Annotated in this window: 25 protein-coding genes and 1 tRNA gene; 14 read left to right on the top strand and 12 right to left on the bottom strand. The window is 64.7% G+C overall.

What is annotated here, in order from left to right; genetic code table 11:
* Window positions 1-2: 2 nt before the first annotated feature.
* The 3 genes from lptC to NLM27_RS34225 form a co-directional block, all read right to left on the bottom strand.
* Window positions 3-740: an LPS export ABC transporter periplasmic protein LptC gene (gene lptC, locus NLM27_RS34235; protein ID WP_254147467.1), complete on the bottom strand. Its 738-nt coding sequence runs from the start codon at window positions 738-740 to the stop codon at window positions 3-5.
* A gap of 161 nt (window positions 741-901) precedes the next feature.
* Window positions 902-1,516, bottom strand: coding sequence for a ribonuclease D (locus tag NLM27_RS34230; RefSeq protein WP_254147466.1), 615 nt, complete (start codon window positions 1,514-1,516; stop codon window positions 902-904).
* Window positions 1,517-1,618: 102 nt separating this feature from the next.
* The gene (locus NLM27_RS34225; RefSeq protein WP_254147465.1) at window positions 1,619-2,953 is read right to left on the bottom strand and encodes a UbiA family prenyltransferase; all 1,335 of its coding nucleotides are present in this window, start codon (window positions 2,951-2,953) and stop codon (window positions 1,619-1,621) included.
* 288 nt (window positions 2,954-3,241) lie between these two features.
* On the opposite strand from NLM27_RS34225, the gene NLM27_RS34220 reads away from it, so the two are divergent.
* Window positions 3,242-4,513 carry an MFS transporter gene (locus NLM27_RS34220; protein ID WP_254147464.1) on the top strand — a complete coding sequence of 424 codons (1,272 nt, stop codon included), beginning with the start codon at window positions 3,242-3,244 and terminating at the stop codon, window positions 4,511-4,513.
* Window positions 4,514-4,633: 120 nt separating this feature from the next.
* Here the strand turns inward: NLM27_RS34220 and NLM27_RS34215 are convergent.
* Window positions 4,634-4,720 (bottom strand) — tRNA-Leu (locus NLM27_RS34215).
* Window positions 4,721-4,871: 151 nt separating this feature from the next.
* On the opposite strand from NLM27_RS34215, the gene NLM27_RS34210 reads away from it, so the two are divergent.
* Window positions 4,872-5,837: a complex I NDUFA9 subunit family protein gene (locus tag NLM27_RS34210; protein WP_254147463.1), complete on the top strand. Its 966-nt coding sequence runs from the start codon at window positions 4,872-4,874 to the stop codon at window positions 5,835-5,837.
* Between the two features lie 149 nt (window positions 5,838-5,986).
* Here NLM27_RS34210 and NLM27_RS34205 read toward each other — a convergent pair whose 3' ends face one another.
* Together NLM27_RS34205 and NLM27_RS34200 are read right to left on the bottom strand one after the other, a co-directional pair.
* Window positions 5,987-6,727, bottom strand: coding sequence for an SDR family oxidoreductase (locus tag NLM27_RS34205; protein WP_254147462.1), 741 nt, complete (start codon window positions 6,725-6,727; stop codon window positions 5,987-5,989).
* A gap of 3 nt (window positions 6,728-6,730) precedes the next feature.
* Complete coding sequence (locus NLM27_RS34200; RefSeq protein WP_254147461.1) at window positions 6,731-8,056, bottom strand: FAD-binding oxidoreductase; 1,326 nt, start codon at window positions 8,054-8,056, stop codon at window positions 6,731-6,733.
* Between the two features lie 162 nt (window positions 8,057-8,218).
* Between NLM27_RS34200 and NLM27_RS34195 the strand changes: the two genes are divergently transcribed.
* Complete coding sequence (locus NLM27_RS34195; protein WP_254142551.1) at window positions 8,219-9,829, top strand: IS1182 family transposase; 1,611 nt, start codon at window positions 8,219-8,221, stop codon at window positions 9,827-9,829.
* Between the two features lie 125 nt (window positions 9,830-9,954).
* Here NLM27_RS34195 and NLM27_RS34190 read toward each other — a convergent pair whose 3' ends face one another.
* On the bottom strand, window positions 9,955-10,761 hold the full coding sequence (locus NLM27_RS34190; protein WP_254147460.1) for an undecaprenyl-diphosphate phosphatase: 807 nt from the start codon (window positions 10,759-10,761) through the stop codon (window positions 9,955-9,957).
* 170 nt (window positions 10,762-10,931) lie between these two features.
* On the opposite strand from NLM27_RS34190, the gene NLM27_RS34185 reads away from it, so the two are divergent.
* From NLM27_RS34185 to NLM27_RS34175, 3 genes are all read left to right on the top strand, one after another.
* Window positions 10,932-11,624: a glutathione S-transferase family protein gene (locus tag NLM27_RS34185; protein WP_254147459.1), complete on the top strand. Its 693-nt coding sequence runs from the start codon at window positions 10,932-10,934 to the stop codon at window positions 11,622-11,624.
* Window positions 11,573-12,748 (top strand): tRNA epoxyqueuosine(34) reductase QueG, encoded by a 1,176-nt coding sequence (gene queG, locus NLM27_RS34180; RefSeq protein ID WP_254147458.1) that lies wholly within the window; start codon window positions 11,573-11,575, stop codon window positions 12,746-12,748. The genes NLM27_RS34185 and queG overlap by 52 nt, the downstream gene beginning before the upstream one ends.
* Window positions 12,749-12,871: 123 nt before the next feature.
* A complete protein-coding gene (locus NLM27_RS34175; RefSeq protein WP_254147457.1) occupies window positions 12,872-13,660 on the top strand; it encodes an acyl-CoA thioesterase domain-containing protein in 789 nt (262 codons plus the stop codon).
* 132 nt (window positions 13,661-13,792) lie between these two features.
* Here the strand turns inward: NLM27_RS34175 and NLM27_RS34170 are convergent, their stop codons facing one another.
* Window positions 13,793-14,266 (bottom strand): nuclear transport factor 2 family protein, encoded by a 474-nt coding sequence (locus NLM27_RS34170; protein WP_254147456.1) that lies wholly within the window; start codon window positions 14,264-14,266, stop codon window positions 13,793-13,795.
* 191 nt (window positions 14,267-14,457) lie between these two features.
* Window positions 14,458-15,246, bottom strand: a complete 789-nt coding sequence (locus NLM27_RS34165) for a carboxylesterase (RefSeq protein WP_254147455.1) — start codon at window positions 15,244-15,246, stop codon at window positions 14,458-14,460.
* Between the two features lie 250 nt (window positions 15,247-15,496).
* Between NLM27_RS34165 and infC the strand changes: the two genes are divergently transcribed.
* Window positions 15,497-16,036, top strand: coding sequence for a translation initiation factor IF-3 (infC, locus tag NLM27_RS34160; protein ID WP_080670072.1), 540 nt, complete (start codon window positions 15,497-15,499; stop codon window positions 16,034-16,036).
* A 205-nt stretch (window positions 16,037-16,241) separates the two neighbouring features.
* Here the strand turns inward: infC and NLM27_RS34155 are convergent, their stop codons facing one another.
* Window positions 16,242-16,646 carry a hypothetical protein gene (locus NLM27_RS34155; protein ID WP_254147454.1) on the bottom strand — a complete coding sequence of 135 codons (405 nt, stop codon included), beginning with the start codon at window positions 16,644-16,646 and terminating at the stop codon, window positions 16,242-16,244.
* Window positions 16,647-16,921: 275 nt separating this feature from the next.
* Here NLM27_RS34155 and rpmI point away from each other — a divergent pair, with 275 nt between their 5' ends.
* From rpmI to NLM27_RS34125, 6 genes are all read left to right on the top strand, one after another.
* The gene (gene rpmI / locus NLM27_RS34150; protein ID WP_008539890.1) at window positions 16,922-17,122 is read left to right on the top strand and encodes a 50S ribosomal protein L35; all 201 of its coding nucleotides are present in this window, start codon (window positions 16,922-16,924) and stop codon (window positions 17,120-17,122) included.
* An 80-nt stretch (window positions 17,123-17,202) separates the two neighbouring features.
* On the top strand, window positions 17,203-17,562 hold the full coding sequence (rplT, locus tag NLM27_RS34145) for a 50S ribosomal protein L20 (protein ID WP_166811710.1): 360 nt from the start codon (window positions 17,203-17,205) through the stop codon (window positions 17,560-17,562).
* A 184-nt stretch (window positions 17,563-17,746) separates the two neighbouring features.
* The gene (gene pheS / locus NLM27_RS34140; RefSeq protein ID WP_254147453.1) at window positions 17,747-18,829 is read left to right on the top strand and encodes a phenylalanine--tRNA ligase subunit alpha; all 1,083 of its coding nucleotides are present in this window, start codon (window positions 17,747-17,749) and stop codon (window positions 18,827-18,829) included.
* Window positions 18,830-19,044: 215 nt separating this feature from the next.
* Window positions 19,045-19,491, top strand: coding sequence for an endonuclease domain-containing protein (locus tag NLM27_RS34135; RefSeq protein WP_254147452.1), 447 nt, complete (start codon window positions 19,045-19,047; stop codon window positions 19,489-19,491).
* A complete protein-coding gene (gene pheT / locus NLM27_RS34130) occupies window positions 19,488-21,896 on the top strand; it encodes a phenylalanine--tRNA ligase subunit beta (RefSeq protein WP_254147451.1) in 2,409 nt (802 codons plus the stop codon). The genes NLM27_RS34135 and pheT overlap by 4 nt, the downstream gene beginning before the upstream one ends.
* A 53-nt stretch (window positions 21,897-21,949) precedes the next feature.
* The gene (locus NLM27_RS34125) at window positions 21,950-22,720 is read left to right on the top strand and encodes a sulfite exporter TauE/SafE family protein (protein WP_254147450.1); all 771 of its coding nucleotides are present in this window, start codon (window positions 21,950-21,952) and stop codon (window positions 22,718-22,720) included.
* 174 nt (window positions 22,721-22,894) lie between these two features.
* On the opposite strand, the gene NLM27_RS34120 is transcribed toward NLM27_RS34125, so the two are convergent.
* Complete coding sequence (locus NLM27_RS34120) at window positions 22,895-24,283, bottom strand: NAD(P)/FAD-dependent oxidoreductase (protein WP_254147449.1); 1,389 nt, start codon at window positions 24,281-24,283, stop codon at window positions 22,895-22,897.
* Between the two features lie 193 nt (window positions 24,284-24,476).
* Between NLM27_RS34120 and NLM27_RS34115 the strand changes: the two genes are divergently transcribed.
* Entirely contained in the window at window positions 24,477-25,442 is a 966-nt protein-coding gene (locus NLM27_RS34115) for a YiiX/YebB-like N1pC/P60 family cysteine hydrolase (protein WP_254147448.1), read from the top strand.
* A gap of 270 nt (window positions 25,443-25,712) precedes the next feature.
* Here the strand turns inward: NLM27_RS34115 and NLM27_RS34110 are convergent, their stop codons facing one another.
* Window positions 25,713-25,988, bottom strand: a complete 276-nt coding sequence (locus NLM27_RS34110; protein WP_007598521.1) for a metal-sensitive transcriptional regulator — start codon at window positions 25,986-25,988, stop codon at window positions 25,713-25,715.
* Window positions 25,989-25,995 lie beyond the last annotated feature (7 nt).

The following is a 25,995-nucleotide window of genomic DNA, read 5'->3' as shown; positions in this document are numbered from 1 at the left end:
AATCACTTCGAATTGGCGGATTTGTTCTGAGGCGTACGCGTCTTCGCAGGCGGCGCAGGCTCGGCCGGAGGCGCAGGCTGAGCGGCCGCGGGGTCGTCCAACTTATCCAGGTGCATCACCACGTTGCCTTCGAAGCGGATGAGATCGCCGCCTTCCGTGATCCGCAGGCGATCGGCCGTCAGCGTGCCGTTGGTCAGCTTGACGTCGACGCGTTCATCGGAGCTGACCGTGCCCTTGTTCATGTCGACGAAGGCGGAGTTCAGCCGCGCCTCGTAGCCGGTGGAGGTGCGCAGGAAGATGTCCTTGTGCAGATCGAGCTGCTGCTGCTTGTTGTCGAAACGGCCGGTGCGGGCATCGAGGAACAGGGTGGATTGATCCTCCATCAGCACCTTCGCACGCAGGTCCGAGAGATCGACATGATCGGGATCGGTGATGTCCTGGGTCGCGGTCTTGGCCCAGAGCTCGTAGGGTCGCTGGTCCGGCGTGAAACCGGCCAGATGCGGCGATTCCATCGTGATCTTGGTGCCCGACACCACCAGGTTTCCGGAATCGAGTGGCAGCTTCGGCATCAACATGCGGAACGGATTGAAGACCGACACGCCGACGATGGCGGCCAGGGACAACAGCACCGCGGCCGGCACCGCGACGCGCAAAATCCGCACCAGCCGGCTGTGACGCGCCGCGCTGGCAAACTTCGCCGCGAGCGCGGCGTCGTAGGTCGGATTATGGGCCGAATTCACTGAGGTTCCTGAGTCACCTGGGCTCCTGAAATGTCGCTCGCCGTGTTCGGTCACAGACGTCCCATTGTAGCCGGCGCCGCCGAAATATGCAGCCGGCGACAGGCCGTTACGAAAGTGACCGAAACGGGGCGGCAGCCTGAGCCTAGCGAGCCCTGGAGGCGTCAGGAATGCGCGAAAATGTCCTCTTCCGCCCAGCCCTGGAGGTCGAGCAGGGCGCGGGTCGGCAGGAAGTCGAAACAGGCCTTCGCCAGCTGGGTGCGGCCCTCCCGCACCAGCATGGCATCGAGCCGCTCGCGCAAGCCGTGCAGATGCAGCACGTCGGAGGCGGCATAGGCGAGCTGCGGCTCGGTCAGGCTGTCGGAGCCCCAGTCGCTGGACTGCTGCTGCTTGGACAGGTCGATGTTGAGCACCTCGCGCACGAGGTCCTTGAGGCCATGGCGGTCGGTGTAGGTGCGGGTCAGGCGGGAGGCGATCTTGGTGCAGTAGATTGGCCCGGTCATGACGCCAAACGTCTGGTACAGCACCGCGACGTCGAACCGCGCAAAGTGGAAGATTTTTGTGATGGCGGGATCGGCCAGCAGGGCCTTCAGGTTCGGCGCGTCGGTGTGACCCTTGGGGATCTGCACCACGTCGGCGCCGCCGTCGCCGGGCGAGAGCTGCACCACGCAGAGCCGGTCGCGATGCGGGTTCAGCCCCATGGTCTCGGTGTCGATCGCCACCGCTCCGGTGTAGCGCGTGAGGTCGGGCAGGTCGCCGCGATGCAGGCGTACGGTCATGGCGTTTCAAAACCTCGGGTCGAATCGGTCTGTCGGCAGCATAGGCTCATCGGATGGGTTGCGATTTAGCCACTGCGGGCGGACCGCGCAAGCGCTGCGCACTCAGATCGCCGCCAGCATGATGCAGATCATCGCCGCGACCGCGATGCGGCTGGGGCCGTCACGGAACGCGTAGATGATGGGATCGTCGGGCATCTCGCGTCGGTGCGCCATCATCAGGGCGCGGCCGAACCAGTACAGCAGCAGCGGATTGAGCAGCCACAGCATCCAGGGGCGGCTGTAGAGCGGCATCACCGCGGAGGAGGAGACGTAGAGCGAGAACACGGTCACCGCGTTCATCGCACTGGCCGCCGCCATCGCGGCGATGATGTGCAGGTCGGTAATCCTGTAGTCGCGGTTGGAGGGATCGGCGAGGCCCGCGCTCTCGCGCATGCTGAGCTCGCTGAAGCGCTTGATCAGCGCCAGCGAGGTGAACACGAACAGCGAGAAGATCAACAGCCATTCCGACAGCACCACGCCGACGCCGACCGCGCCGGCGATGATGCGCAAGCTGTAGAGACCCGAGAGCGTCACGACGTCGACCAGCATCTTGCGCTTGAGCGCGAGCGAATAGGCGATCGTGGTGACGAGATAGGCGCCGAGCACGCCGAGGAACAGCGGCGAGATGCAGAGGCTGGCGGCGACCGCGAACAGCCACAGCGCAGGGATCGCAAGCAGTGCCGAGGAAATCGGCAAATCGCCGGCCGCGAGCGCGCGATGACGCTTGGTCGGATGCTGCCGGTCGGCCGCGAGATCCAGGAGATCGTTCATCAGATAGGCGCCCGACGCGCAGGCCGAGAACGCCATGAACGCCAGCAACGCATAGAAGAGCGTCGGCAGGTTCATCTGATGCGCGGTGATGAGAGGCACGAACACCAGCGTGTTCTTGGCGTATTGATAGACGCGCAGCGCCTTGGCCCAGATCCTGGCCCAGACCTTCCAGCTGACGCGGCTTCCGCTTCGGCTATCGATGCGATCGATCGCACCGTGATCGAACGGCAGCGCGTGGCCGGCAGCAAGATCGGCCGGCGTCACGACGCCATCAAAACCAAGATGCGCCGCGATCGCCGCGGCATGATCCGCGAAACGTCCGGCGAGGAGATAGACCTTCGCGCCCCGCGCCCGCGCCGCCAGCGCCCGGTTCAGCACGTCGGAATCATAGGGCAGATGGGCATAGTCGATCTCGGCCCGCGCCAGGATATCCGTGAGCGCCGCCATGCCCGGACGTCCGCCCGCGCCGAAGCGCGCCAGCATGCGGCCGGGCGCGCTGAACAGCGCTTCCATCAGCAGCTCGGAACGCAGCAGGGCGCCTTCGAGATCGATCACGAGCGTCCGCGCAGCCGCCGTTGCCGACGGTGCGGGGGCGCCAGAATCGTACCGCCAGGCAGGCTGCTCCATCCGAAAACGCTCTGATTTGCCGCAAGAATGACCGGCCCCAAGGGCTGGGGAGGCCGGGGAGCAGGGAAATGGACGGCCGCGAGCCTAGAGGGCATTCGCTAAAGGCGGCTTAATTCGCCCGGCGCGGGGCGGACGGCTCCTGCAGGAGGCCTGTTGCCCGGATCCCACAACCCGGCGCCAGCTTCCTGTTTCGGCAGAGCTTTTGCCTTGCGCCCCGTGGACATCGTCAAAGCCCACCCTATCTGCCAGTTTCCCGTTCCCCCCGCCGCAGACCTTGAATCAGGTGTCATGACCGAACAGACGTTAGCTGCGCCGATCGACGATCAACGGAAGAGCCGGCGCGGCTTCTCGCGCTATCAGATGCTCCTCATCGTGCTGCTCGCGTTCACGCAGTTCACGATCATCCTCGATTTCATCATCATGTCGCCGCTCGGCGCCATCCTGATGCCCGCACTCAACATCACGGCCGGGCAATTCGGCGTCGCGGTGTCCGCCTACGCGTTCAGTGCGGGCGTTTCGGGCATCCTCGCCGCCGGCTTCGCCGATCGCTTCGATCGCAAGCGCTTGCTGCTGTTCTTCTATGTCGGCTTCACGCTCGGCACCATGCTCTGCGCGGCGGCGCAGACTTACCATGTGCTGCTGCTCGGCCGGATCGTGACCGGATTGTTCGGCGGCGTGATCGGCGCAGTCGTGCTGGCCATCATCACCGACCTGTTCCCGCTGCAGCTGCGCGGCCGCGTGATGGGCTTCATCCAGACGGCGTTCGCCGCGAGCCAAGTGCTCGGCATTCCCGCCGGGCTGTTTCTCGCCAATCACTGGAATTGGCATGTCTGCTTCGCTGCGATCGTCGTGCTGTCGATCGCTGCGATCGCCATCATCGCCTTCGCCATGGAGCCGGTCGACGCGCATCTGAAACTGAAACAGGACACAAACCCGTTCCGCCATCTGGTCGCGACCATCGGCGAGCCGCGCTACACGCTGGCCTTCGCCGTCACGACGCTGCTGGCGACGGGCGGCTACATGCTGATGCCGTTCTCCAGCGCCTTCACCGTGCACAATCTCGGCATCGACATCACGCATCTGCCGACGATCTATCTCGTCTCCGGCCTGTTCAGCATCGTCACGGGGCCGCTGGTCGGCCGGGCCAGCGACGCGTTCGGCAAATACCCGACCTTCGTCTTCGGCTGCGTGATGACCGTCATCATGGTGCTGATCTACACCCATCTCGGCCACGTCTCGCTCGCGACCGCGATCACCGTCAACGTGCTGATGTTCGTCGGGATCTTCTCGCGCATGATCCCGTCGCAGGCGCTGATCTCGGCGATCCCCGACGCGAGCCAGCGCGGCTCGTTCAGCGCGGTCAGCGCCTCACTTCAGCAGCTCTCCGGCGGGCTCGGCTCGGTGCTCGCCGCGGCGATCATCGCGGAAGCACCTGATGGCTCGCTGCTCCATTTCGAGCGGATCGGCTACGTCGTCGTCACGACGACGATCGTCACGCTGGTCGCGATGTATTTTGTGCAGAAGGCGGTGGCGGAGCGGGCGGGGCGAAGCGTGGTGTGAGGGGGCGAGCCCAACGTGGCCCGACGAGGACCGTCCGTCCCGGCGTCCATACCAGGACCGCGGGCCCTACCATCTCTACCGATCGGCGGGATCTCTATTTTGGGTCCAAACCCCGCAAAATGGTGCCCAGGAAAGGACTCGAACCTTCACGGCCGTTAAGCCACTGGCACCTGAAGCCAGCGCGTCTACCAATTCCACCACCTGGGCATGCCGTTTGGGGCACGGAGGCGGTTACTACGGTTCGGTGACGCGGTTGTCAATTCATGCTTGAAGCCCAGTTCGGGATGCCGATTGCGCATCGCAAACCGGCCCGATACAAGCCTGACAACACGTTACCCCACCTGCAGGAACCGACCCCATGGCATCGAATCTGGACACGCTCGTCACGGTTTTCGGCGGATCGGGGTTTTTGGGCCGGAATGTCGTCCGCGCGCTGTGCAAGCGCGATTACCGCGTCCGGGTCACGGTGCGGCGGCCGGAACTGGCCGGCTATCTCCAGCCCTCCGGCAAGGTCGGGCAGGTCCACACCGTGCAGGCGAATTTGCGCTATCCGGCCTCGGTCGAGGCGGCGCTGCGTGATTCGCATGTCGTCATCAACCTCGTGGGCATCCTGACCGAGAGCGGCGCGCAGACCTTTGACGCGGTCCAGGCTAAGGGCGCCGAGACTGTCGCCAAGGCGGCGGCCGCGGCCGGCGCCAGCCTGGTGCACGTCTCCGCGATCGGCGCCGACGCCGAATCGCCCTCGCGCTATGCCAAGGCCAAGGCGGCCGGCGAGGCGGCGGTGAGGGCGGCGGTGCCGTCGGCGACGATCTTCCGCCCCTCCCTGATGTTCGGGCCTGAGGACCAGTTCACCAACCGCTTCGCCGCGCTCGCCCGGATGTCGCCGGTGCTGCCGCTGATCGGCGCCGAGACGAGGATGCAACCGGTCTATGTCGGCGACGTCGCCACAGGGATCGCCGATGCCGTCGACGGCAAGGCCAAGGCGGGCGCGACCTACGAGCTCGGCGGGCCGGAGGTGCTGACCATGCGCGAGATCATCGAGACCATTCTCGAGATCACCGACCGCAAGCGGATGCTGGTCCCGCTGTCGTTCGGCCTCGCCCGCTTCCAGGCGAACTTCCTGCAATTCGCGCCGGGCGACTTCAAGCTGACGCCGGACCAGGTCACGATGCTCGAGCGCGACAATGTCGTGTCGGATGCGGCGAAGGCGGCGAACCTGACGCTGGAAGGGCTCGGCATATCCGCCGATTCGCTGGAAGCGATCGCCCCGCAATATCTCTGGCGCTTCCGCGCGGCCGGTCAGTTCCAGCGTATGAGCGTGTGAGGCCTGTTTCACCTCTCCCGCTTGCGGGAGGTCGGCGCGCAGCGACGGGTGAGGGTTTCTCCCCATTAAGAGTCGCTCCGTGGAGACACCCTCTCCCCAGCCCTCTCCCGCAGGCGGGAGAGGGAGCGCACCTCCAGCGCGGCAGCGCCTCAAAACTTCAGCTTCTTGAACACCGCTTCCGGCAACGTCCTGATGATGAGCATCACGAGGCGCCATTTGCCGCTGACATAGACGACGTCGGTCTTCTTCTCGACCGCGCTGAGGATCGCATCGCCGACGACAGGCGCTTCGACCGTGAGCGGGCCGATCAGCTTCATGCCTTCCGTCATCTTGGTACGGACGAAGCCGGGCTTGACCGTGACGACATGCACGCCGCCGCGGCTGGCGCGGGCGCGCAGGCCCGACAGGAAGGCGGAGAAGCCTGCCTTGGCCGAGCCATAGACATAGTTCGAGGCGCGGCCGCGATCGCCCGCGACCGAGGACACGCCGACGAGCGTACCGTTGCCTCGCGCCAGAAATCGTTCCGCGAACAGGCCGAGGATCAGTGACGGGCCTTCGTAGTTGGAGCGCATGATCATGGTGGCATGCGCGAGATCGCTCTCGGCATTTTGCTGCACACCCAAAAGGCCGACGATCGAGACGACGACGTCAGGCAACGCTGGAAGGCTGTCGACAAAGGCCTCGAACGAGGCGGTGTCGAGCACATCGAATTTGTGCAGACCGACATCGACATTGTAGCGCGCGCGCAGATCGGCGGCATCAGGCTCCAGCGCGGCGACGTCGCGGCCTGCAAGGGCGACATCGTATCCCGCCTTGGCAAGGGCACGCGCGGCAGCACGTCCGATATCGGAGGAGCCACCGAGCACAATTGCGGATTTGCGTGACGTCACGGCCTAGACCTCATCGAACAGACGTTGCGACAGTTTTGAGCGGATGTTGCCGGCGGGATCGAGCGATTTGCGGATCGCGTTGAAGCGCTGCAAGGCGGGATAGCCGGCCGCGAACGTCGCGCGCGACTGGCGCGCGTCTTTCGCCAGATAGAGCCGGCCGCCGGCGGCGACGACCAGACGGTCGATCTCGTCGAGGAAATTCAGGATGTCGCCCTTCACCGGGAAATCCAGTGCCAGCGTGTAGCCCGGCAGCGGAAACGACAGGATGCCGTCGCCCTGGCCGAGCTTCTTGAGCACGGCGAGGAAGGATGCATCGCCGCGCCGTGCGACGCGCTCGAGGATGTCGCCGAGCACATCGCGCGCATTCGGTTGCGGAATCACGCATTGATGCTGGAGGAAGCCGCGCTTGCCGTAGATGCGATTCCAGTCTTTGAGGCTGTCGAGCGGAAAGAAATACGGATAGAGCGAGACCACCCGGCTGCCGCCGGCACGCCGTGCGCCCCTGCGGTAATACAGCTCGTTGAAGGCGCGGATGCTGTAGCGGTTCAGCGTCATCGAGGGTAAATCGATGGGGACGCTGAGGCCGGGATCTTTGCCGGCAGGAAATGCAGCGGCGCCTTCGGCGAGCTCGTCTGTCTGTGCGTGCTCGCCGAGATAGATCAGCGAGCGGCCGAGATCCCTGCCGCGTGCGACACAATCGATCCACGCCACCGAATAGGTCGCGGAATCGCTGGCCTCGAGCGCGCGCATCGCCGCGTCGAGGTCGGATGCGGAGATCACCCGCTCGCGAATCCATCCCGTTTCGGCCGGACGCAGCCGCATCGTCGCCTCGAGGATCACCCCAGTCAGGCCCATGCCGCCGATGGTCGCAAAGAACGCGTCGGAGTTCTGCTCGCGCGAGGCCTCGATCACCTCGCCCTGTCCGGTGCGCAGCAGGATACTGTCGACATAGCGGCCGAAGCCGCCCTCGCCATGATGGTTCTTGCCATGCACATCGGCGGCGATGGCGCCGCCGACCGACACGAAGCGCGTGCCGGGCACGACAAAGGGCAGGAAGCCGCGCGGACCGAATGTCTCGATCAGGTCCGAGAGCAGCGTGCCGGCCTCGAGACGGATGCGCCCGGTCGCCGGATCGAACGACCTGACCCGGTCGAACGCCGTCATCGCGACGGTCCTGACGGTTCCGATCGCGGCATCGCCATAGGCACGGCCATTGCCACGCGCGACGGTACCTCCAGAGACGGCCTCGCCGACCGCCGCGAAAGAGCGCGGACGCAGCACATCGCTATCGACGACCGGGAAGCGCCCCCAGCCGCTGACGAGGGTCATGGCTCAGCTCCTGTGCCGGGCGCGCGCCGCCCGGCGGTGGAAACTGACTACCGATCAAAAGCTTATATTGCGTTGAGAATACCGGTCCAACTGAACGGCGTAGCCCGGATGGAGCGCAGAGACTGGGCAAGATTCTAACATCGAGTGAAGGTAGGATTCGGCATGACGAATCGTACCTTCAAAACCGGCGTCAGGCGGGATCAGCCGAGCCTTCTGCCGGCGCGGGTGGAAGATTATGTGGCCGGCGACAATCCGGTTCGGGTGATCGAGGCTTTTGTTGCAGCGCTTGACCTCGGGAAGCTTGGCTTCCGCCATGCCGGATCGAGCGGCGGGGCTGGACAGCCACCTTATGACCCGGCCGACCTGCTGAAGCTTTATCTTTATGGCTACCTGAACCGGATCCGGTCGTCGCGCAACCTGGAGCGCGAAGCCCGGCGCAATCTGGAACTGATCTGGCTGATGAAGCGCCTGGTGCCGGGCTATCGCACCATCGCCAAGTTCCGCCAGGAGAACTGGAAGACGCTCAAGGCGGTGAACCGGGAGTTTGTGCTGATGCTGCGCGAACTCGGTCTGATTGGCGGAGAGGTTGTGGCGATCGACGGTGCGTTTTTTGATGGCAACGCCAGCAAGGCGAGCATCAAAACGCAGCGCAAGCTCGCCAAGCGGCTGGCGGAGATCGAGCAGGATATTGAAGCCTATGGTGCCACGCTCGAGGCCAACGACAGCGCCGAGGTGGAACGTCCACCCGCGGGGCGGGATGGCGGAGGCGATGGCAGTCGCGGCGGAGACCTCGCACAAGAGGTGGCGGCGTTGATGGCCAAGCGCGCCAGCTTGCAGGCCGATCTGGCACGACTGGAGGAGAGCGGGCAGACGCAGCTGTCGCGAACCGATCCGGATGCCCGCCTGTTGTCGAAGAACGGCCAGGTGGTGGCAGGCTATAACGTTCAGATCGGCGTCGACGACAAGCACGCTCTGATCGCGGCGAGCGAGGTCGTCAACGACGGCAACGATAGCGGCCAGCTTTACGACATGGCCAAGGCCGCAAAGGACGAGCTTGGCGTCGAGACGCTGACGGTTCTCGCCGATACCGGCTACTACAACGGCCATACGCTCAAGGACTGCGAGGAGAACGGCATTGCCGCCTACGTTCCGCTGGCCAAGCGAACCACGCGGCTCGAAGCGCAGGATCGCATCAGCCATGAGGCGTTCGCCTACGACGCCGAAGCGGATGTCTATCGCTGTCCCGCCGGCAAGCAGCTGCGTCCCACGGACGGTCGCAAGACCAACGGCAACCGGATCGAGATCAGGTATGTCAGCCGCAAGTCAGATTGCGACGCCTGCCCGCTGCGCGCGCGCTGTGTCACCGTCAAGATCCCGACGCGCACCGTCCAGCGCTGGGAGCATGAAGCGGTGCTGGATCGGCATCGCGCGCGGATGCAGGGCGCCGAGGCCCAGATGCGCCGCCGCGCCGAACTCGCCGAACACCCCTTCGGCACCATCAAATGCCGGGCCGGCTACCGCCACTTCCTCGTCCGCGGCTTCGACAAAGTCTGTGGCGAATGGAGCCTGATGGCGCTTTGCTACAATTTCTCCCGAGTCCTCAGCATTCTCGGCCTCGACGCCTTCATGGCCTATCTGGCAAGCCGGCTTCCGCATTTGGCACTCTTGCTGCTCAACGCCATCACCGACATCACCGACATCATCACCCGGATACGGCCCGCTCCAGCGCCAATCCGAGCCCAAATCCGTCCAATTTTCCGATATGCCGCGTAAGCCGCGCCCAAACAAATACTTGCCCAGCCTCGAAGCGTAATCCGGGGATCGTGCCACGAGTGACGCCGGCCCCGGATTGCGCTGCGCTCCATCCGGGCTACGGGACTCAACGGGTTTTCGAGACGTTAATGCCCCAGCGCCAGCGCGATCAGGCCGAGCGTGCCGACGATGACGCGCCACCAGGCGAACACCACGAAACCGTGCCGGGTGACGTAGGTCAGGAACGACTTGACCACGATGATGGCGGTGATGAACGACACCACGAAGCCGATCGCGACGATGTTCATGTGATCCATCGTCATCTCGGCGCGGCTCTTGTAGAAGTCGTAGGCGAAGGCGCCGATCATGGTGGGGATGGCGAGGAAGAAGGAGAACTCCGCGGCCGCGCGCTTGTCGGCCCCGAGCAGCATGGCAGCGACGATGCTGGCGCCAGAACGCGACACGCCCGGGATCATCGCCACGCACTGCGCGATGCCGATATAGAGGTACATCAGCAGCGGAAACTTGGTCGCGTCATGCTCGCGCGGCTTGAGATCGAGCTTGTCGACCCAGAGCAGGATGGCGCCGCCGACGATCAGCGTGAAGCAGACGACCCAGGGATTGAACAGCACGCTCTTGATGTACTTGCCGGCGACGAGGCCGACGATCACCGCCGGCAGGAACGCCACCAGCACGCCGATCACGAAGCGGCGCGCATAGGCATCGCCCGTGAAGAAGCCGATCACGACATCCCAGAGCTTCCTGAAGTAGAGCCCGACGATCGCCAGGATCGCGCCCAGCTGAATCAGAACCGTAAACGAATCCCAGAAGGCACCTTCGCCGAGGTGAAAGAAGCGTTCGGCAAGCAGGAGATGACCGGTCGAGGACACGGGAAGGAACTCGGTCACACCCTCGATGATGCCGAGGATCACTGCCCGTATTGCATCTGACATATTTACGGTCCATTTCGGCTGGAAAAGCGGGGGCTCTTCTCGCCTATTCCCCCCAATGCCGCAATCGCAAAATGCGACATCACGCCCTTGCTTCGCGGTTTTGAAGGACTAGTGTGGCGCCGCACAAACATTGATGGATTCTTAAGCACCATCAAATAGTCAAAGGCTTCATGTTTACGCTGTTTCATCATCCGTTCTGCCCGCATTCGCGCTTCATTCGTCTGATCGCGGGCGAATACGGGCTCGACCTGAAGCTGGTCGAGGAGCGCAGCTGGGAGCGGCGCGAGGCGTTTCTGCTGCTCAATGCGGCAGGCACGACGCCGGTCCTAGTGGACGACGAGCAGCCGCCGATACCGGGCGCGGCGATCATCGCCGAATATGTCGATGAGGCCTATGGCGCCGAGATGGGCCCCAAGCGCCTGATGCCGGAGACGCGTCCCGAGCGCGTCGAGGTGCGCCGGCTGATGGCCTGGTTCAACGAAAAATTCTTCGAGGAGGTCTCGCACCCTCTCGTCACCGAGCGCATCTACAAGCGGTTCATGAGCGAGGAAGACGGCGGCGGGCCGCCCTCAGCCGACGTGATGCGCGCCGCCAAGGCCAACGTGCGCTATCATCTGGCCTATATCGGCTGGCTGGCGCAGACGCGCAACTTCCTCGCCGGCGACCGGCTCACCTACGCGGATCTCGCCGCCGCGGCGCATCTCTCGGCGATCGACTATCTGGGCGACGTGCCATGGAGCGAGGACGACGCAGCAAAGGCGTGGTACGCGCGAGTGAAATCCCGCCCATCGTTCCGTCCGCTGCTGAGCGAATGGCTGGCGGGCGTGCCGGCGTCGCGGACCTATGTGGACCTGGATTTCTGAACGCCGATCCGACTGAACTGAAGACGGCGCTTGCGCGCGAGGCGCGTGCGCTCGGCTTCGACTGCATCGGCATCACCGCGCCGGGCACGATCGAGAACGCCGGCAAATACTTCCTCGAATTCATCGCCTCGGGCGGCCATGGCGACATGGACTGGCTCGCCGCCAACCCCGAGCGCCGCGTCGATCCGCGCGGGCTGTGGGGCGACGTGCGCTCGGTGATCATGCTCGGCGTCAATTACGGCCCCGACCAGGATCCGCTCGGGATCCTCAAGCAGCGCGCGCACGCGGCGATATCGGTCTATGCGCAGGGCGACGACTATCACGACCTCATCAAGAAGCGTCTGAAGGCGCTGGCGCGCTGGCTGGTGGCAACCGCGCCGTCGGACGTGAAGGTGTTCGTCGACACCGCGGCCGTGATGGAAAAGCCCTTGGCGCAAGCCGCGCATCTGGGCTGGCAGGGCAAGCACACCAATCTCGTCTCGCGCGAGTTCGGCTCCTGGCTGTTCCTCGGCGCGATCTACACCACGCTGGAGCTGCCGCGCGACGACGCCGAGATCGATCATTGCGGCTCGTGCCAGGCCTGTCTCGACATCTGCCCGACCGCGGCGTTTCCCGCGCCCTACAAGCTCGATGCGCGGCGCTGCATCTCGTATCTCACCATCGAGAACAAGGGGCCGATCCCGCACGAATTCCGCAAGAGCATCGGCAATCGCATCTATGGCTGCGACGATTGTCTTGCCGCGTGTCCCTGGAACAAGTTCGCGCAGGAGGGCCGCGAGGCCAAGCTCGCCGCACGCGCCGAATTGCGCGCGCCAGGTCTTGCAGAGCTGGCCCGGCTCGACGATGCGGCGTTTCGCGCGCTGTTCACGAAGTCGCCGGTGAAGCGCATCGGTCGCGACCGGTTTGTGCGCAACGTGCTGATCGCGATCGGCAACTCGGGCGAGGCAGCGCTGGCGGACGAGGTGCGGCGCTTGCTGGAGGATGCGAGCCCGCTGGTGCGAGGGGCCGCGGTGTGGGCGCTGGGGCAGCTGGTGGCGAGCGAAGAGTTCGCGGCGGTGAAGAACGCTACGTTGGGCAGAGAGTCCGACGAGAGCGTGCGTGAGGAGTGGGACCTCGTTTCCTAGCTCCCGGTGTCATGCCCCGGTCAAGTCGGGCGATGACAGCGGTGCTTGTGGCGACGACGCCCGCTCTCACCAACCTTGATTTTCCGGCGCGTTTCTTCAATCTCGCGCGTCATGACAACAAACATGCCTTTCTTCACCCGCGACGGCGATACATTCCATCCGACGGAAGTGGCCAATGGTCCCTGGGATCCGAAGTCGCTGCACGGTCGCGTCATCGTCGGCCTGCTCGGCTTTGCCATCGAGGAGCGCCATTCCGGCCCCGAATTCGTGCCGGCGCGGCTCACTGTCGACATGTTTCGGCTGCCGACCATCGACAAGCCGATCGAGGTGACGACGCGCCTGATGCGCGACGGAATGCGCATCCGTGTGGTGGAGGCGGAGTTCGTCTCCGGCGGCGTCAGCATGGCCCGCGCTTCGTGCCAGTTGCTGCGACGGACGCAAAATCCTGATGGCAATGTCTGGTCGCCGCCGAATTGGGACGCGCCGAAGCCGGCCGACATCCCGAAACCTACCGACCCAAGGCTCGGCATGAACGGCAAATGGACGACGCGCCCCATCGTCGGCCATATGGGCTCGCTCGGTCCGCGCCGGCTCTGGATGAGCGAGGTGCGCGAGCTCGTTGCGGGCGTGCGGATGACGCCGTTCGTCCATGTCGCCGTCGGTGCCGACTTCGCCAGCCCGTTTGCGAACGCCGGCGACAAGGGGCTCGGCTACATCAACAGCGACGTCACGATCTATCTGCACCGCCTGCCGGTCACGAACTGGATCGGGTTCGACGTGGTGAATCACCAGGCCACCGATGGCGTGGCGATCGGCGAATGCTGGCTCTATGACGAACAGGGCTCGATCGGCACCGCAACGGTCGCTGCATTGGCGCAGCGCAAGCCGATGGCGAAGCCACCGCCGCCGTAGGCTCCCCGGGGCACGCGAAGCGTTAGCCCGGAATCCATTTCGCCTCTCGCTCTGATGCCCGATGGATTCTCAGGTGCGCAATGGCGTACCATAGCTCGCGCCAAGTGCGCCCCGGAATGACTGGGGAAAGATCTAAGCCAGATGCCGCCGCATCTCCGGCCGCGCCTTGAGCTCGGCGCCCTGCTTGGCCACGATCTTTGCGATCCGCTCCGGCGCAAACTTCAGATCGACGAATGCCGGCGCGGTGTTGGCGACCTCGCGATAGTTGGCGATCCTGCCGTCCGTCAGCGTCATGATCGCGACGCCCTCGAACATCGCCCGCGCGCCGCCCGCTTCCGGCAAGGTCGAGCGATAGCTGAAGGTGTAGCGCGCATAGAGCGTGGTGCCGTCGGTGACGGGGTCGTGCATGTCCCAGCGGAAATCGGTCGCCGTGCGATAGAACCAGTCGTCGATCAATTCGGCGATCTTCGCGCGGCCAACGAAGGCGCCGTAGAAGACGTCGTGATAGACGCCGTCCTCGGTGAAGAGATCCGCGAACGCCTTGCCGTTGCGCTGCTCGACCGCGTCGCAGAAGCTGCGCAGCATGGCGGTGGTGTTTGCGCTCATAGTGCCTCCCGGTGTTTCTTGTTGTGCCCTCTCCCCTTGCGGGAGAGGGCAGCGCCGCTCGTTGACACGCATTCGCTTGGGTGAGGGGTCTGTCTCCACGAATCCAACTCTCATTGGAATGCACGGCGAGAACCCCTCATCCGGCGCTTCGCGCCACCTTCTCCCGCAAGGGGAGAAGGAAGAAAGACACTTCACCCGATCTCCGCCACGGCGGCAAGAATGCGCGCGATGTCCTGCGGGCGCGAGAGGCGGTGGTCGCCGTCCTGGATCATGGTCAGCACGACGTCGTCGGCCGGCAGACGATGCGTCAATGCGAAGGCGTGCTGCCACGGCACATCGGGATCTTTCGCGCCTTGCAGGATGCGGACGGGGCAACCGAGATCGATGGCGCTGCCGAGCACGAGGTGATTGCGGCCCTCCTCGATCAGGTTTCGCGTGATCGGATAGGGCGAGCCGTCACCATAATCCGACGGCCGCAGCCACATGCCCTTGGTTTCGATCTCCTGCTTCACCGCGGGCGGGAAATTCTTCCACATCAGCTCCTCGGTGAAGTCGGGCGCCGGCGCGATCAGGACGAGACCGGCCAGCGACGCCGTACTGGTCCGCTTCTTGATCTCGCGCGCGAGCAGCAGCGCCATCCAGCCGCCCATCGAGGAACCGATCAGAACCTGCGGGCCCTCGCAGAAGCGCTCGAACACCGCCACGCTCTCCTCCAGCCAGCGCCCGATGGTTCCATCGGCGAAATCGCCGCCGGATTCGCCGTGGCCGGAGTAGTCGAACCGGACCACGGCGCGGCCGTGCTCGCTGGCCCAGGCATCCAGCGCTAAGGCCTTGCCGCCCTGCATGTCCGATTTGAATCCGCCGAGCCAGACCAGCCCGGGGCCGTTTCCGGCGCGTCGGCGCACCGCGATCCTGCGCGCCGACGGACCCTCGCCCACAGTGATGAAGTCGATCACGATATCGGAAATTGCATTGGTCATGGAACGTTTACTCTAGCTGTGCGGTTTGAGCTGTCCGGACAGGTTCTACGGCGCCGCCGGACACCGGCATTGTCCCTTTGGGACGCTTGCGGAACAGAGGCAAGGTGTCTATGTCGTCTGCGTGCCAACGGCCGTGACCAAAATGCCTCGCATTTGAGGGTTTTTCGCGCCTTGCACGAGCGAGTTGCTTGCCGGCAAACGCATCTTCCTTCAAGATAGCCGCTTCTTTCACAACTTTGGAGAACCACCCATTCGCCGTCCCAATAAAGCCCCGCCCGTTGCCAGCAAAGACGGGCCGCGCATCAATGACGATATTCGCAATGCGCAGATCCAGCTCATCGATCAAGCCGGTGACAACAAAGGCACCGTCGAGACCGTTATGGCCATCCGCATGGCTCAGGAAGCCGGCATGGATTTGGTCGAGATCTCGCCGAACGTCAGCCCTCCCGTCTGCAAGATTATGGACTACGGGAAGTACAAATATTCCGCCCAGAAAAAAGCCGCCGAAGCCCGCAAGCGGCAGAAGATCGTCGAGATCAAGGAGATCAAGCTCCGCCCGATGATCGACGACCACGATTACGACGTGAAGATGCGCGCGATGCAGCGGTTCTTCGAAGAAGGCGACAAGGTCAAGATCACGCTGCGCTATCGCGGCCGCGAAATGGCGCACCAGGAGATCGGCACCAAGCTACTGGACAAGATCAAGACTGACGTCGCCGAGCTCGCCAAGGTCGAGCAGGACGCACGATTCGAAGGTCGCCAGGTCGTCATGGTGCTGGCGCCGCGCTGACGCCGGCTCTTTGGGACTGAGAGTTCAACGGCCCGTCTGGATCTCCGGCGGGCCGTTTTTGTTTTCACCTCTCCCGCTTGCGGGAGAGGTCGCGCCGAAGGCGCGGGTGAGGGCTCTCACCTCTCGGGGGTTCTCGCGTCAGGAAACACCCTCTCCCCAACCCTCCCCCGCACGCGGGGGAGGGAGCGCATCGAGCGCTTCGGGACTAGGTTCGCGTCGCCTGCCAGGTGCCGCTGCAGCGGTCGCCCGAAATGACGCCGTTCCACGAGCCGGCGCCGTTCACCCCCGCGAGCCGGCCGCCGCCACTGGCATGGGACGCGCCGACCGAGACCTGAACCGCGACCGCGCCGCCGCGATTGACCCTGCCGGACACCCGGCCACCGCCGGCGGACGATACCCGGCTGCCGGTGACGGCGAAGGGGATGCTGTAGCCGGAGCTGCAATTGCCCCTCTTTGTGGCAAAGGTGACGTTCCAGATGCCGTCATAGCCGCCGGCGCGGGCATCGGCAGCCGAAGGCACCATGGCGGCGGCAAGCACGGCGAGCAGCGCCAGGCGCCGCGGCCCGGCAAAGGCGGAGAACGAGGAAATCGAGTGCGGGAAAGAGGCCATTGGGTCCTGCTCCGGACATGAAGGCGTGGTCATTGGGGGTGGCGACCTCCAATAGTCGCCGGGCAGGTTTCGGCGGTTCATCGTTGCCAATTGGCTCCTGCTCTGTCATAAGCCCAGCCTTCATCGCCCGGCTGATTAAGGGCTGCCGTGGCGGTGTTTCGTGCGGGTTTCGCGCGTGTTCGCAAAAACCTGAGCACAATCAACGCTCTAACGAGCATTCTAGACGGCCAGCCGCCTTCGCGGGCGGGTTTCTGTTGTGGCCATAGGAGAGCCAAATGCCCAAGCTGAAGACCAAATCGGGCGCTAAAAAGCGCTTCAAGGTGACTGCCACCGGAAAAGTGATGCACGCCCAGCGCGGCAAGCGTCACGGCATGATCAAGCGGACGAAGAAGCAGATCCGTCAGCTTCGCGGCACCCGCGTGCTGTTCAAGACCGACGGCGACAACGTCAAGAAGTACTTCTTGCCGAACGCCTGATCGCGTCCACGATCACTGCCAACCGTGCCGTGCATCCCGCGGCAATCCGATAACCAAAGTCATCTCTGAAGGATTTTGTCATGTCTCGCGTCAAACGCGGTGTGACCGCCCACGCCAAGCACAAGAAAGTCTACAAGGCCGCCAAGGGCTTCTATGGCCGCCGCAAGAACACCATCCGCGCCGCCAAGCCGGCCGTGGAGAAGGCCCAGCAATACGCCTTCCGCGACCGCAAGCGTAAGAAGCGCACCTTCCGCGCGCTCTGGATCCAGCGCATCAACGCTGCCGTCCGTCCGTTCGGCCTGACCTACAGCAAGTTTATCGACGGCATGGCCAAGTCGGGCATCACCGTGGACCGCAAGGTGCTGTCGGATCTTGCGATCAACGAGCCTGCGTCGTTCCAGGCGATCGCCGAGAAGGCCAAGGCCGCGCTGGCGGCGTAAGCTGCCCCACTGCGCTCTGCGCAGCGTTCAGCTTCTGATGGCCTGGGCACAGGCGCGTGTCGCGCTTTCATCGCCCCGGCCGTCATCTCTCGCGCATACACTTCTCCGACGTGGATGCCCGGCAGAGCGCCGGGCGTGACGGGCTAGGATCATCGGCTCAGCATCCTGGCCAAAAGGGATTGCCATGACCGATCTTGCCCACCTCCAAGCCCAGATCATCACCGACATCGCCGCGGCTGCCGACGAGGCGGCGCTCGAGGCCGTGCGCGTCGCAGCCCTCGGCAAGAAAGGCTCGATCTCAGCCTTGCTCGCAACGCTCGGCAAGATGTCGCCGGACGAGCGCAAGACGCAGGGCGCCGCGATCAACCAGGCCAAGGACGAGGTCACCCAGGCGCTCGCCGCGCGGCGCGACATCTTGAAGTCGGCAGCGCTCGATGCGCGGCTTGCCGCCGAGACCATCGACGTCACCCTGCCGCTGCGCGATACCGCGACTGATGCCGGCCGCATCCATCCGCTGAGCCAGGTCTGGGACGAGCTGACCACGATCTTCGCCGACATGGGATTCTCGGTCGCCGAAGGCCCCGACATCGAGACCGACGACTACAATTTCACCAAGCTGAACTTCCCGGAAGGCCATCCCGCGCGCGAGATGCACGACACCTTCTTCTTCCATCCGAAGGAGGACGGCTCGCGCATGCTACTGCGAACCCACACCTCGCCGGTGCAGGTGCGCACCATGCTGAGCCAGAAGCCACCGATCCGCGTGATCTGCCCGGGCCGCACCTACCGCATCGATTCGGACGCGACCCATACGCCGCAATTCCACCAGGTCGAAGGCCTCGTCATCGACAAGACCTCGCATCTCGGTCACCTCAAATGGATCCTGCACGAGTTCTGCAAGGCGTTCTTCGAGGTCGACCACATCAACATGCGCTTCCGCCCGTCGTTCTTCCCGTTCACCGAGCCGTCGCTGGAAGTCGACATCCAGTGCCGCCGCGACAAGGGCGAGATCCGCTTCGGCGAGGGCGAGGACTGGCTGGAGATTCTCGGCTGCGGCATGGTGCACCCGAACGTGCTGCGGGCCTGCGGCATCGATCCCGACGAGTACCAGGGCTTCGCCTGGGGCATGGGCATCGATCGCATCGCCATGCTGAAATACGGCATCGCCGATCTGCGCCAGCTGTTCGACAGCGACGTCCGCTGGCTGTCCCATTACGGCTTCAAGCCGCTGGAGGTGCCGACGCTGGCTGGGGGGTTGAGCTCGTGATGCTGACGCCCGGACATGCGATGACTCTCTCCGTTCCCTTCGCGGAGAGAACCCTCTCCCTGCCCCTCCCCCGCAAGCGGGGGAGGGAAGGGATGGAGCGAGCGCGTATCCGCTATCTCATGGGTACGTATCCTCTGTCCGCTCGACGGGTCGGACTCCCTCCCCCGCTTGCGGGGGAGGGTTGGGGTGAGGGTTTCTCCGCAATGGGGCTGCCGATGGTCGATCCCAAGCATCCGGACTGGAAAGTACCGACCAAGCTGCGGGCCAATGCACGCGCGCTCAGGCGTAACGCGACCGATGCAGAGCGTATCCTGTGGTCGGAGCTGCGTGCCGGCCGGTTGAACGGTGCAATCTTCCGCCGCCAAGTACCGATCGAGAATTACATCGCCGATTTCATCTGCCACGCCGCCAAGCTCGTCATCGAGCTCGATGGCGGCCAGCACTTCTCTGATGAAGGCGAGCGTGCCGACGCACGCCGCTCTGCCGCCATCGAAGCAAAGGGCTTCAAGGTGCTCCGCTTCAGCAATCTCGATGTCATGATCAATCGTGGCGGCGTTCTCGAAACAATCGCGACTACCATCGCGGAGAGAGCCCCCACCCCAGCCCTCCCCCGCAAGCGGGAGAGGGAGCAGACCGTCTCCGTGGAGAAGAAGCAGCCATGAAATTCACCCTCTCCTGGCTGAAGGATCATCTCGACACCGACGAGCCACTGGAAAAGCTCGCCGACAAGCTCACCATGATCGGGCTCGAGGTCGAGAACATCGAGGACAAGGCGAAGGCGCTGAAACCCTTCACCATCGCGAAGGTGATCTCGGCCGAGCAGCATCCGAACGCGGATCGCTTACGGGTCTGCATGGTCGACACTGGTGACGGTGGCACGCCGGTGCAGGTCGTGTGCGGCGCGCCGAATGCGCGCGCGGGTCTCGTCAGCGTGTTCTCGCCGCCCGGGACCTACATTCCCGGCAAGGACATCACGCTCGGTGTCGGCACCATCCGCGGCGTCGAGAGCCGCGGCATGCTGTGCTCGGCAGCGGAGCTGCAGATCTCCAACGACCATGACGGCATCATGGAATTGCCGGCGGATGCACCCATCGGCGCCGGCTACGCCGAATGGGCCGCACTCGGTGATCCCGTGATCGAGATCAACCTGACGCCGAACCGGCAGGATTGCACCGGCGTGCACGGCATCGCGCGCGACCTCGCCGCCGCCGACATGGGCAAGTTCAAGGACCCCACGATCAAGCCGATCAAGGGCGAATTCCCCTGCCCGGTAAAGGTCACGATCGAGGACGCCACGCTGTGTCCGGGATTTGCGCTCCGCCTCGTGCGCGGCGTCAAGAACGGCCCGTCGCCGGAATGGCTGCAGAAGCGGCTGACCGCGATCGGGCTGCGCCCGATCAACGCGCTGGTCGACATCACCAATTTCATGACCTTCGATCGCGCGCGGCCGCTGCACGTGTTCGACGCTAAGAAGGTAAGGGGCAATCTCGTCGTGCGCCGCGCCCGCGAGGGCGAGACGCTGCTCGCGCTCGATGGCCGCACCTACAATCTCGATCCCGCGATCTGCGTGATCGCGGACGAGCACGGCGTCGAATCGCTCGCCGGCATCATGGGCGGCGAAGCCTCGGGCTGCGACGATGAAACCACTGACGTGCTGATCGAATCGGCGCTGTGGAACGAGATCAACATCGCCCAGACCGGCCGCAAGCTCGGCATCAATTCCGACGCGCGCTACCGCTTCGAGCGCGGCGTCGATCCCGCCTTCATGGTGCCAGGACTGGAGCTCGCGACCAGGCTGGTGATGGAGATGTGCGGCGGCACGCCGTCCGAGACCGTCGTGGTCGGCAAGGCCTTTGGCGATGACCGCGTGATCGATTTCCCTGTTACCGAGGTAAAGCGCCTCTCCGGCATCGAGGTGCCGCAGGTCGAGATGAAGCGTATCCTGACCCATCTCGGCTTCATGATGGCGGGCCCGGGCCCGGTGGTGAAAGTCGCGGTGCCGTCGTGGCGCACGGACGTGCACGGCAAGGCCGACATCGTCGAGGAGATCGTCCGCATCTTCGGCGTCGACAAGGTGCCGATGACGCCGTTCGAGCGAGGCGAGGACGCGCGCAAACCAGTGCTGACCCCGCTCCAGCTGCGCATCCGCCGCGCTAGGCGCGCGCTTGCGAGCCGCGGCATCATCGAAGCGGTGACATGGTCCTTCATCACGAAGTCTGCGGCCGAACTGTTCGGCGGCGGCCAGCGTGAGCTCGAAGTGGCCAACCCCATCGCGTCTGATCTCTCCGACATGCGCCCGACCCTTTTGGCGGGCCTGATCGCGGCGGCGCAGGCCAATGCTGATCGCGGCTTTGGCGATGTTGCGCTGTTCGAGGTCGGCCAGATCTTCAAAGGCGACCGCCCGCAGGATCAATTCATGGCAGCGAGCGGCATTCGCCGCGGCTTTGCTTCGTCGGAGGGGCTGGGACGGCACTGGTCAGGCTCGGCGCAGGCCGACGTGTTCGACGCCAAGGCCGACGCGCTTGCGGTGCTGGCAGCCGCCGGCGCGCCGATGCAGGCACTTCAGATCGTATCCGGTGGACCCGGCTGGCTGCACCCGGGACGTTCCGGCACGATCCAGATTGGCCCCCAGAATGTGCTCGGCACTTTCGGCGAGGTGCATCCGCGCGCGCTGGAAGCGCTCGGTGCCGACGGCCCGCTGATGGTGTTCGAGGTGATCCTCGACCGCATCCCCGAGGCAAAGAAGAAGCCGACCCGCGCCAAGCCCTTGATCGAGCTCTCGGCGTTCCAGCCTGTGACGCGCGATTTCGCCTTCATCGTCGACCGCACCGTGAAGGCCGGCGACATCGTGCGCGCGGCGCAAGGCGTCGACAAGAAGCTGATCACCGGCGTCAACGTGTTCGACGTCTACGAGGGCAAGGGCATCGATGACGGCAAGAAGTCGATCGCGATCGCGGTGACGATCCAGCCGCGCGAGAAAACGCTGACCGACCAGGAGATCGAGGCCGTCGGCGCCAAGATCGTGGCCGAGGTCGCGAAAAAGACCGGCGGCGTCTTGAGAGCATGATGCCGAAAAGTGTGAAGCGGTTTTCGGACAACATCATGCTCCAGACATAAAGCATGAGCCTTGCGGACTTTCTCCCGAAGGACGTCAGCCTCACCATTGCGATGGCGCTCTGCGCCGTCGCTTTCGTTTCTGGCACCGCGCGCGGCTTCTCCGGCTTCGGCTCGGCGCTGATCTTCATGCCGCTGGCAAGCAGCATCGCGGCGCCGCGGCTCGTTGCGGCCTTGCTGCTCGTGATCGATTTCGTCGCGGCCGCACCACTCCTGCCCAACGCCTGGCGCAAGGCCGATCGCAAGGCCACGGCGGTGATCGTGCTGGGCGCGCTGATCGGCGTGCCCCTCGGCACCTATTTCCTCAGCGTGCTCGAGCCGGTCACCACGCGCTGGATCATCTCCTGCTTCGTCGCCGCGCTGTTGCTTCTGCTGCTGTCGGGCTGGCGCTATCGCGGCAAGGACCATGCCTGGCTCTCGGTCGGCATCGGCGGCCTCTCGGGCTTCTGTAGCGGGCTGGCGCAGACCGGCGGGCCGCCGATCGTCGGCTACTGGCTCGGCCGCCCGATCGCCCCGATCGTTGCACGCGCCAACATCATGCTGTTCTTCGGCGCCTCCGATTTCTTCTCGATGGTCAGCTACGCGACCACTGGCCTGATCTCACGCGAATCGCTGCTGCTCTCGCTGATCGTCGGCCCGGTCTATGCGATCGGCGTCGCGTTCGGCGCATCTCTCTTCGGCCGCGCCAGCGAGAAGGTGTTTCGCGGCATCTGCTACGTGCTGATCGCGATGGCGGTGATCGCCGGGCTGCCGCTGCTGGATGGGATTTTGCGCTGAACCATCCCCGCGTCGTCCTGGCGAAAGCCAGGACCCATTACCCCGATCAACGCTAATAGCAACTGCTCGCAGCCACGATCTTCGTCAAACTCCTCCCTGGGGTAATGGGTCCTGGATCTACGCTCCGCTTCGCTTGTCCGGGACGACGGCGGAGTTTGGTGCGATCTGGTTGCCCTAATGCCTCGGCGCCCGCCGCTTCTTGGTCGATTGCGTCGGCACATCCGCCGGATCGTCCTTGAGCGCGCCGATCTTGCGCAAGGCCGCCTCCGCGGCGCGTTCGCCGCTTTCCCAGGCGCCGTCGACAGTGCCCCAGAGCGTCTCGTGCGTGGCTTCGCCGGCGAGGAACATGTTGCCGATCGGCTCCGCCAAAACCTTGCGCGAGAGCTGACCGCCGGGCGAAGACGCCGACATCGCGCCCATCACATAGGGCGAGGCGTTCCAGCGCGTCGCGCTGGTCTTCTGCACGCCGGCCGCCGCCTCGCTGCCGAACAGCTTCGTGATCCATTCCCGCGCAAAGGCCGTCATGGCCTTCTCGCCCTGCTCGGAGAGATCGCGGCCGAACGAGCCGCCGACATCGATCGAGCACAGCGAGGAGCCGCCGATATTGGCGAACATCAGCGCCGTGCGCGTCGAGTTGCTCTGCTCGATGAGAGTGTCGTCGCGCCCGAGCCCGAGTGGATTGCCCGGCAGCTGCAGCACGATGTGATCGTAGCTGCCGAGGGTGAGCTTCGACGCCGCATCGAGCGTGCGCTTGGGAATGTCGGGCGCGAACTTGATTGCCCCTGACATCAGCACGTTGGTCGAGACCGTGATGATAGCGGCGCGGGCGGTAATCTTGCCGCTCGGGGTCTCCACGCCGACGTCGCGATTGCTCCAGACGATCCGGCTCGCCGGCGTCGCCAGCGCCACCGGCGCCTGCTCGCCGAGTTTCGTGATCAGGGTCCCCAGACCCTGGCGGCAGGCGATCGCGCCATTGCGGTCCTGCGCGCGGGCCTTGTCGATGGCCGAAAGCTCCTTCAGATCCTTGCCGGCAAAGCTCGCACCCAGCATGAATTCGGCCGCGCCGGTCCAGTCGCCGAGATCCTTCGGCAGCACCGAGGCGCAGGAGGTATCGAGCTTGCCGCGCGCGGCCTCGTCGATGGCGCGGTTGGCGCGGACCAAAGCGGCCAGGAACTCCTCGGTCTCGCCGGCGCGCGCATTGCGGCGGCCGATGCGCATCTTCTGGCCCGAGGGCGCCGGCAGCACGTCGAGCCCCGCGCTGCGCGCCAGGCGGATCATCGGATTGGTCTCGGGATTGTGCATCCAGCGCGCGCCGCGGTCGAACGGCACGTCGAAGGTCCTGCTGTCAGTGATGCAGCGCCCGCCGATCTCGCCAGCAGCTTCCACCACCACGACCTTGCGATTGGCCGCCATGATGCGCCGCGCCGCGGCAATTCCCGCGGCCCCCGCGCCGATCACGACGATGTCGGCCTCCCGCGGCAGAGGTGCGGCGGTTGCGCGCAGGACCGGCATCGCAGCGAAGGCCGCCGACGCCGAAAGGAAACCGCGGCGCGTGATTGTCATGACATGGTTTCCGGGGACTTGCGGCGAACGGGAACAGCCCGCGAACCTTGCCGTATCTGATGTTGCGCAGCAACCATCATGGTGAATCAATCGTGCTTGATCTCACAGAGTGATGAACCGAATTGCAACACGTTTCGACCATGATAGAGAAGGGAAAAAGACGGCCGGAAAAGGCCGTGGGGGGAGTTTCGAAATGGGGACGGTCCTGGACTCAGTCGGCAAGCTGATTGCCGCGTACCTCTCGAAGGAGGTGCCGGGCTACGAGCCGTTCACGCCGAGCGACCCGGAGCACCTGCGCGGCGTCATCGAACCCGGCGACGTGCTGCTGGTCGAGGGCAACAACCGCATCTCCGGCATCATCAAATATCTGACGCAATCGACCTGGTCGCATGCGGCACTCTATGTCGGTCCGATCGAGGGTGCGGAAGAGGCGGACGGCGAGCCGCATGTCCTGATCGAGGCCAATATCGGCGAAGGCGTCACCTCTGCGCCGCTGTCGAAATACTTCCCCTATCACACTCGCCTCTGCCGCCCGGTCGGGCTGTCCTATGAGGACCGCACCACGGTCTGCCGCTATGCGATCAACCGCATCGGCTTCGGCTACGACACCAAGAACATCGTCGACCTCATGCGTTTCCTGTTCCCGCTGCCGGTGCCGCAGCGCTGGCGGCGGCGCATGATCGCGCTGGGCTCGGGCGATCCGACCAAGATCATCTGCTCGGCCCTGATCGCGCAGGCATTCGACGCCGTGCGCTATCCGATCCTGCCGAAAATCACCAAGGCCGGCAGCCGCGCCGCACGGCGCGAGATCCTGCACATCCGCGATTCCTCGCTCTACATGCCCCGCGACTTCGACATCTCGCCCTATTTCGAAGTCGTCAAACCCACCATCGTGCACGGTTTCGACTACACAGCCTTGCACTGGGCCGACAAGCAGAAGCCGCTCGAGGAGGTAGCGGGCACATTCAGTGTGTTTCCAGAAACGCTCCGTGCGCCGCCGCTCGTTCCTGAGGCGATTGACGAAGAAACGCCGGCAGAGATTCCGGTTGAAGAAGTAGGCGCGCAGCCCGCGGCGACTTCGGTCGCGTTCTCCGAGCATTTCGTGTTGCTGAGCGAGCTCGCAATATACCGCACGCGAGCGCGGGAGATGACGGTTTAGGTCAGCCGCCCCCAAACGTCGTCCTGGCGAAAGCCAGGACCCATACCGCGGAATCTATCCATCGCGGCCGGTCGCAGTACCGAACGACGAGTCTTCGCCAAACTCCTCCCTGGGGTTATGGGTCCCGGCCTTCGCCGGGACGACGGTTGGGGATGTGGCGCTATCGTCTCTCTCTACCGTCATTGCGAGGAGCGCAGCGACGAAGCAATCCAGACTGCCGCCGCGGTGACAGTCTGGATTGCTTCGCTGCGCTCGCAATGACGTAGATACCTACCGCTCCGCCCGTCCGATCACCGCCATCAGCTCCGCAATCTTCTCGCGCTGGTCGGCCTTGTCGCCGCTCGCGATCGCGTGCTCGACGCAATGGGCGACGTGGTCCTTCAAAACCTCTTCCTCGACCCGGCGCAGCGCGGCACGCACGGCCGAGATCTGCGTGACGATGTCGATGCAGTAGCGGTCTTCCTCCACCATTTTCGACAGGCCACGAACCTGGCCCTCGATCCGGCCGAGACGTTTTCCGACAGATGCCTTGATGTCCTTGCGCATGGGGTCT

The sequence above is a fragment of the Bradyrhizobium sp. CCGB12 genome (assembly GCF_024199845.1).
Classification (GTDB): Bacteria; Pseudomonadota; Alphaproteobacteria; order Rhizobiales; family Xanthobacteraceae; genus Bradyrhizobium.
The sequence above is the reverse complement of the archived record's forward strand: the minus strand, read 5'-3'. Positions and strand labels throughout refer to the sequence as shown.

Coding starts and splice junctions, on each gene's coding strand:
- NLM27_RS34165 (WP_254147455.1), bottom strand. CDS start 15,246: ATGACCAATGCAATTTCCGATATCGTGATCGACTTCATCACTGTGGGC.
- pheS (WP_254147453.1), top strand. CDS start 17,747: ATGACCGATCTTGCCCACCTCCAAGCCCAGATCATCACCGACATCGCC.
- NLM27_RS34210 (WP_254147463.1), top strand. CDS start 4,872: ATGGCATCGAATCTGGACACGCTCGTCACGGTTTTCGGCGGATCGGGG.
- NLM27_RS34175 (WP_254147457.1), top strand. CDS start 12,872: ATGCCTTTCTTCACCCGCGACGGCGATACATTCCATCCGACGGAAGTG.
- NLM27_RS34110 (WP_007598521.1), bottom strand. CDS start 25,988: ATGCGCAAGGACATCAAGGCATCTGTCGGAAAACGTCTCGGCCGGATC.
- NLM27_RS34200 (WP_254147461.1), bottom strand. CDS start 8,056: ATGACCCTCGTCAGCGGCTGGGGGCGCTTCCCGGTCGTCGATAGCGAT.
- NLM27_RS34115 (WP_254147448.1), top strand. CDS start 24,477: ATGGGGACGGTCCTGGACTCAGTCGGCAAGCTGATTGCCGCGTACCTC.
- pheT (WP_254147451.1), top strand. CDS start 19,488: ATGAAATTCACCCTCTCCTGGCTGAAGGATCATCTCGACACCGACGAG.
- NLM27_RS34185 (WP_254147459.1), top strand. CDS start 10,932: ATGTTTACGCTGTTTCATCATCCGTTCTGCCCGCATTCGCGCTTCATT.
- NLM27_RS34120 (WP_254147449.1), bottom strand. CDS start 24,283: ATGACAATCACGCGCCGCGGTTTCCTTTCGGCGTCGGCGGCCTTCGCT.
- NLM27_RS34225 (WP_254147465.1), bottom strand. CDS start 2,953: ATGGAGCAGCCTGCCTGGCGGTACGATTCTGGCGCCCCCGCACCGTCG.
- rplT (WP_166811710.1), top strand. CDS start 17,203: ATGTCTCGCGTCAAACGCGGTGTGACCGCCCACGCCAAGCACAAGAAA.
- NLM27_RS34125 (WP_254147450.1), top strand. CDS start 21,950: ATGAGCCTTGCGGACTTTCTCCCGAAGGACGTCAGCCTCACCATTGCG.
- NLM27_RS34220 (WP_254147464.1), top strand. CDS start 3,242: ATGACCGAACAGACGTTAGCTGCGCCGATCGACGATCAACGGAAGAGC.
- NLM27_RS34190 (WP_254147460.1), bottom strand. CDS start 10,761: ATGTCAGATGCAATACGGGCAGTGATCCTCGGCATCATCGAGGGTGTG.
- NLM27_RS34170 (WP_254147456.1), bottom strand. CDS start 14,266: ATGAGCGCAAACACCACCGCCATGCTGCGCAGCTTCTGCGACGCGGTC.
- NLM27_RS34155 (WP_254147454.1), bottom strand. CDS start 16,646: ATGGCCTCTTTCCCGCACTCGATTTCCTCGTTCTCCGCCTTTGCCGGG.
- rpmI (WP_008539890.1), top strand. CDS start 16,922: ATGCCCAAGCTGAAGACCAAATCGGGCGCTAAAAAGCGCTTCAAGGTG.
- NLM27_RS34135 (WP_254147452.1), top strand. CDS start 19,045: ATGGTCGATCCCAAGCATCCGGACTGGAAAGTACCGACCAAGCTGCGG.
- NLM27_RS34195 (WP_254142551.1), top strand. CDS start 8,219: ATGACGAATCGTACCTTCAAAACCGGCGTCAGGCGGGATCAGCCGAGC.
- NLM27_RS34230 (WP_254147466.1), bottom strand. CDS start 1,516: ATGACCGTACGCCTGCATCGCGGCGACCTGCCCGACCTCACGCGCTAC.
- queG (WP_254147458.1), top strand. CDS start 11,573: ATGGCTGGCGGGCGTGCCGGCGTCGCGGACCTATGTGGACCTGGATTT.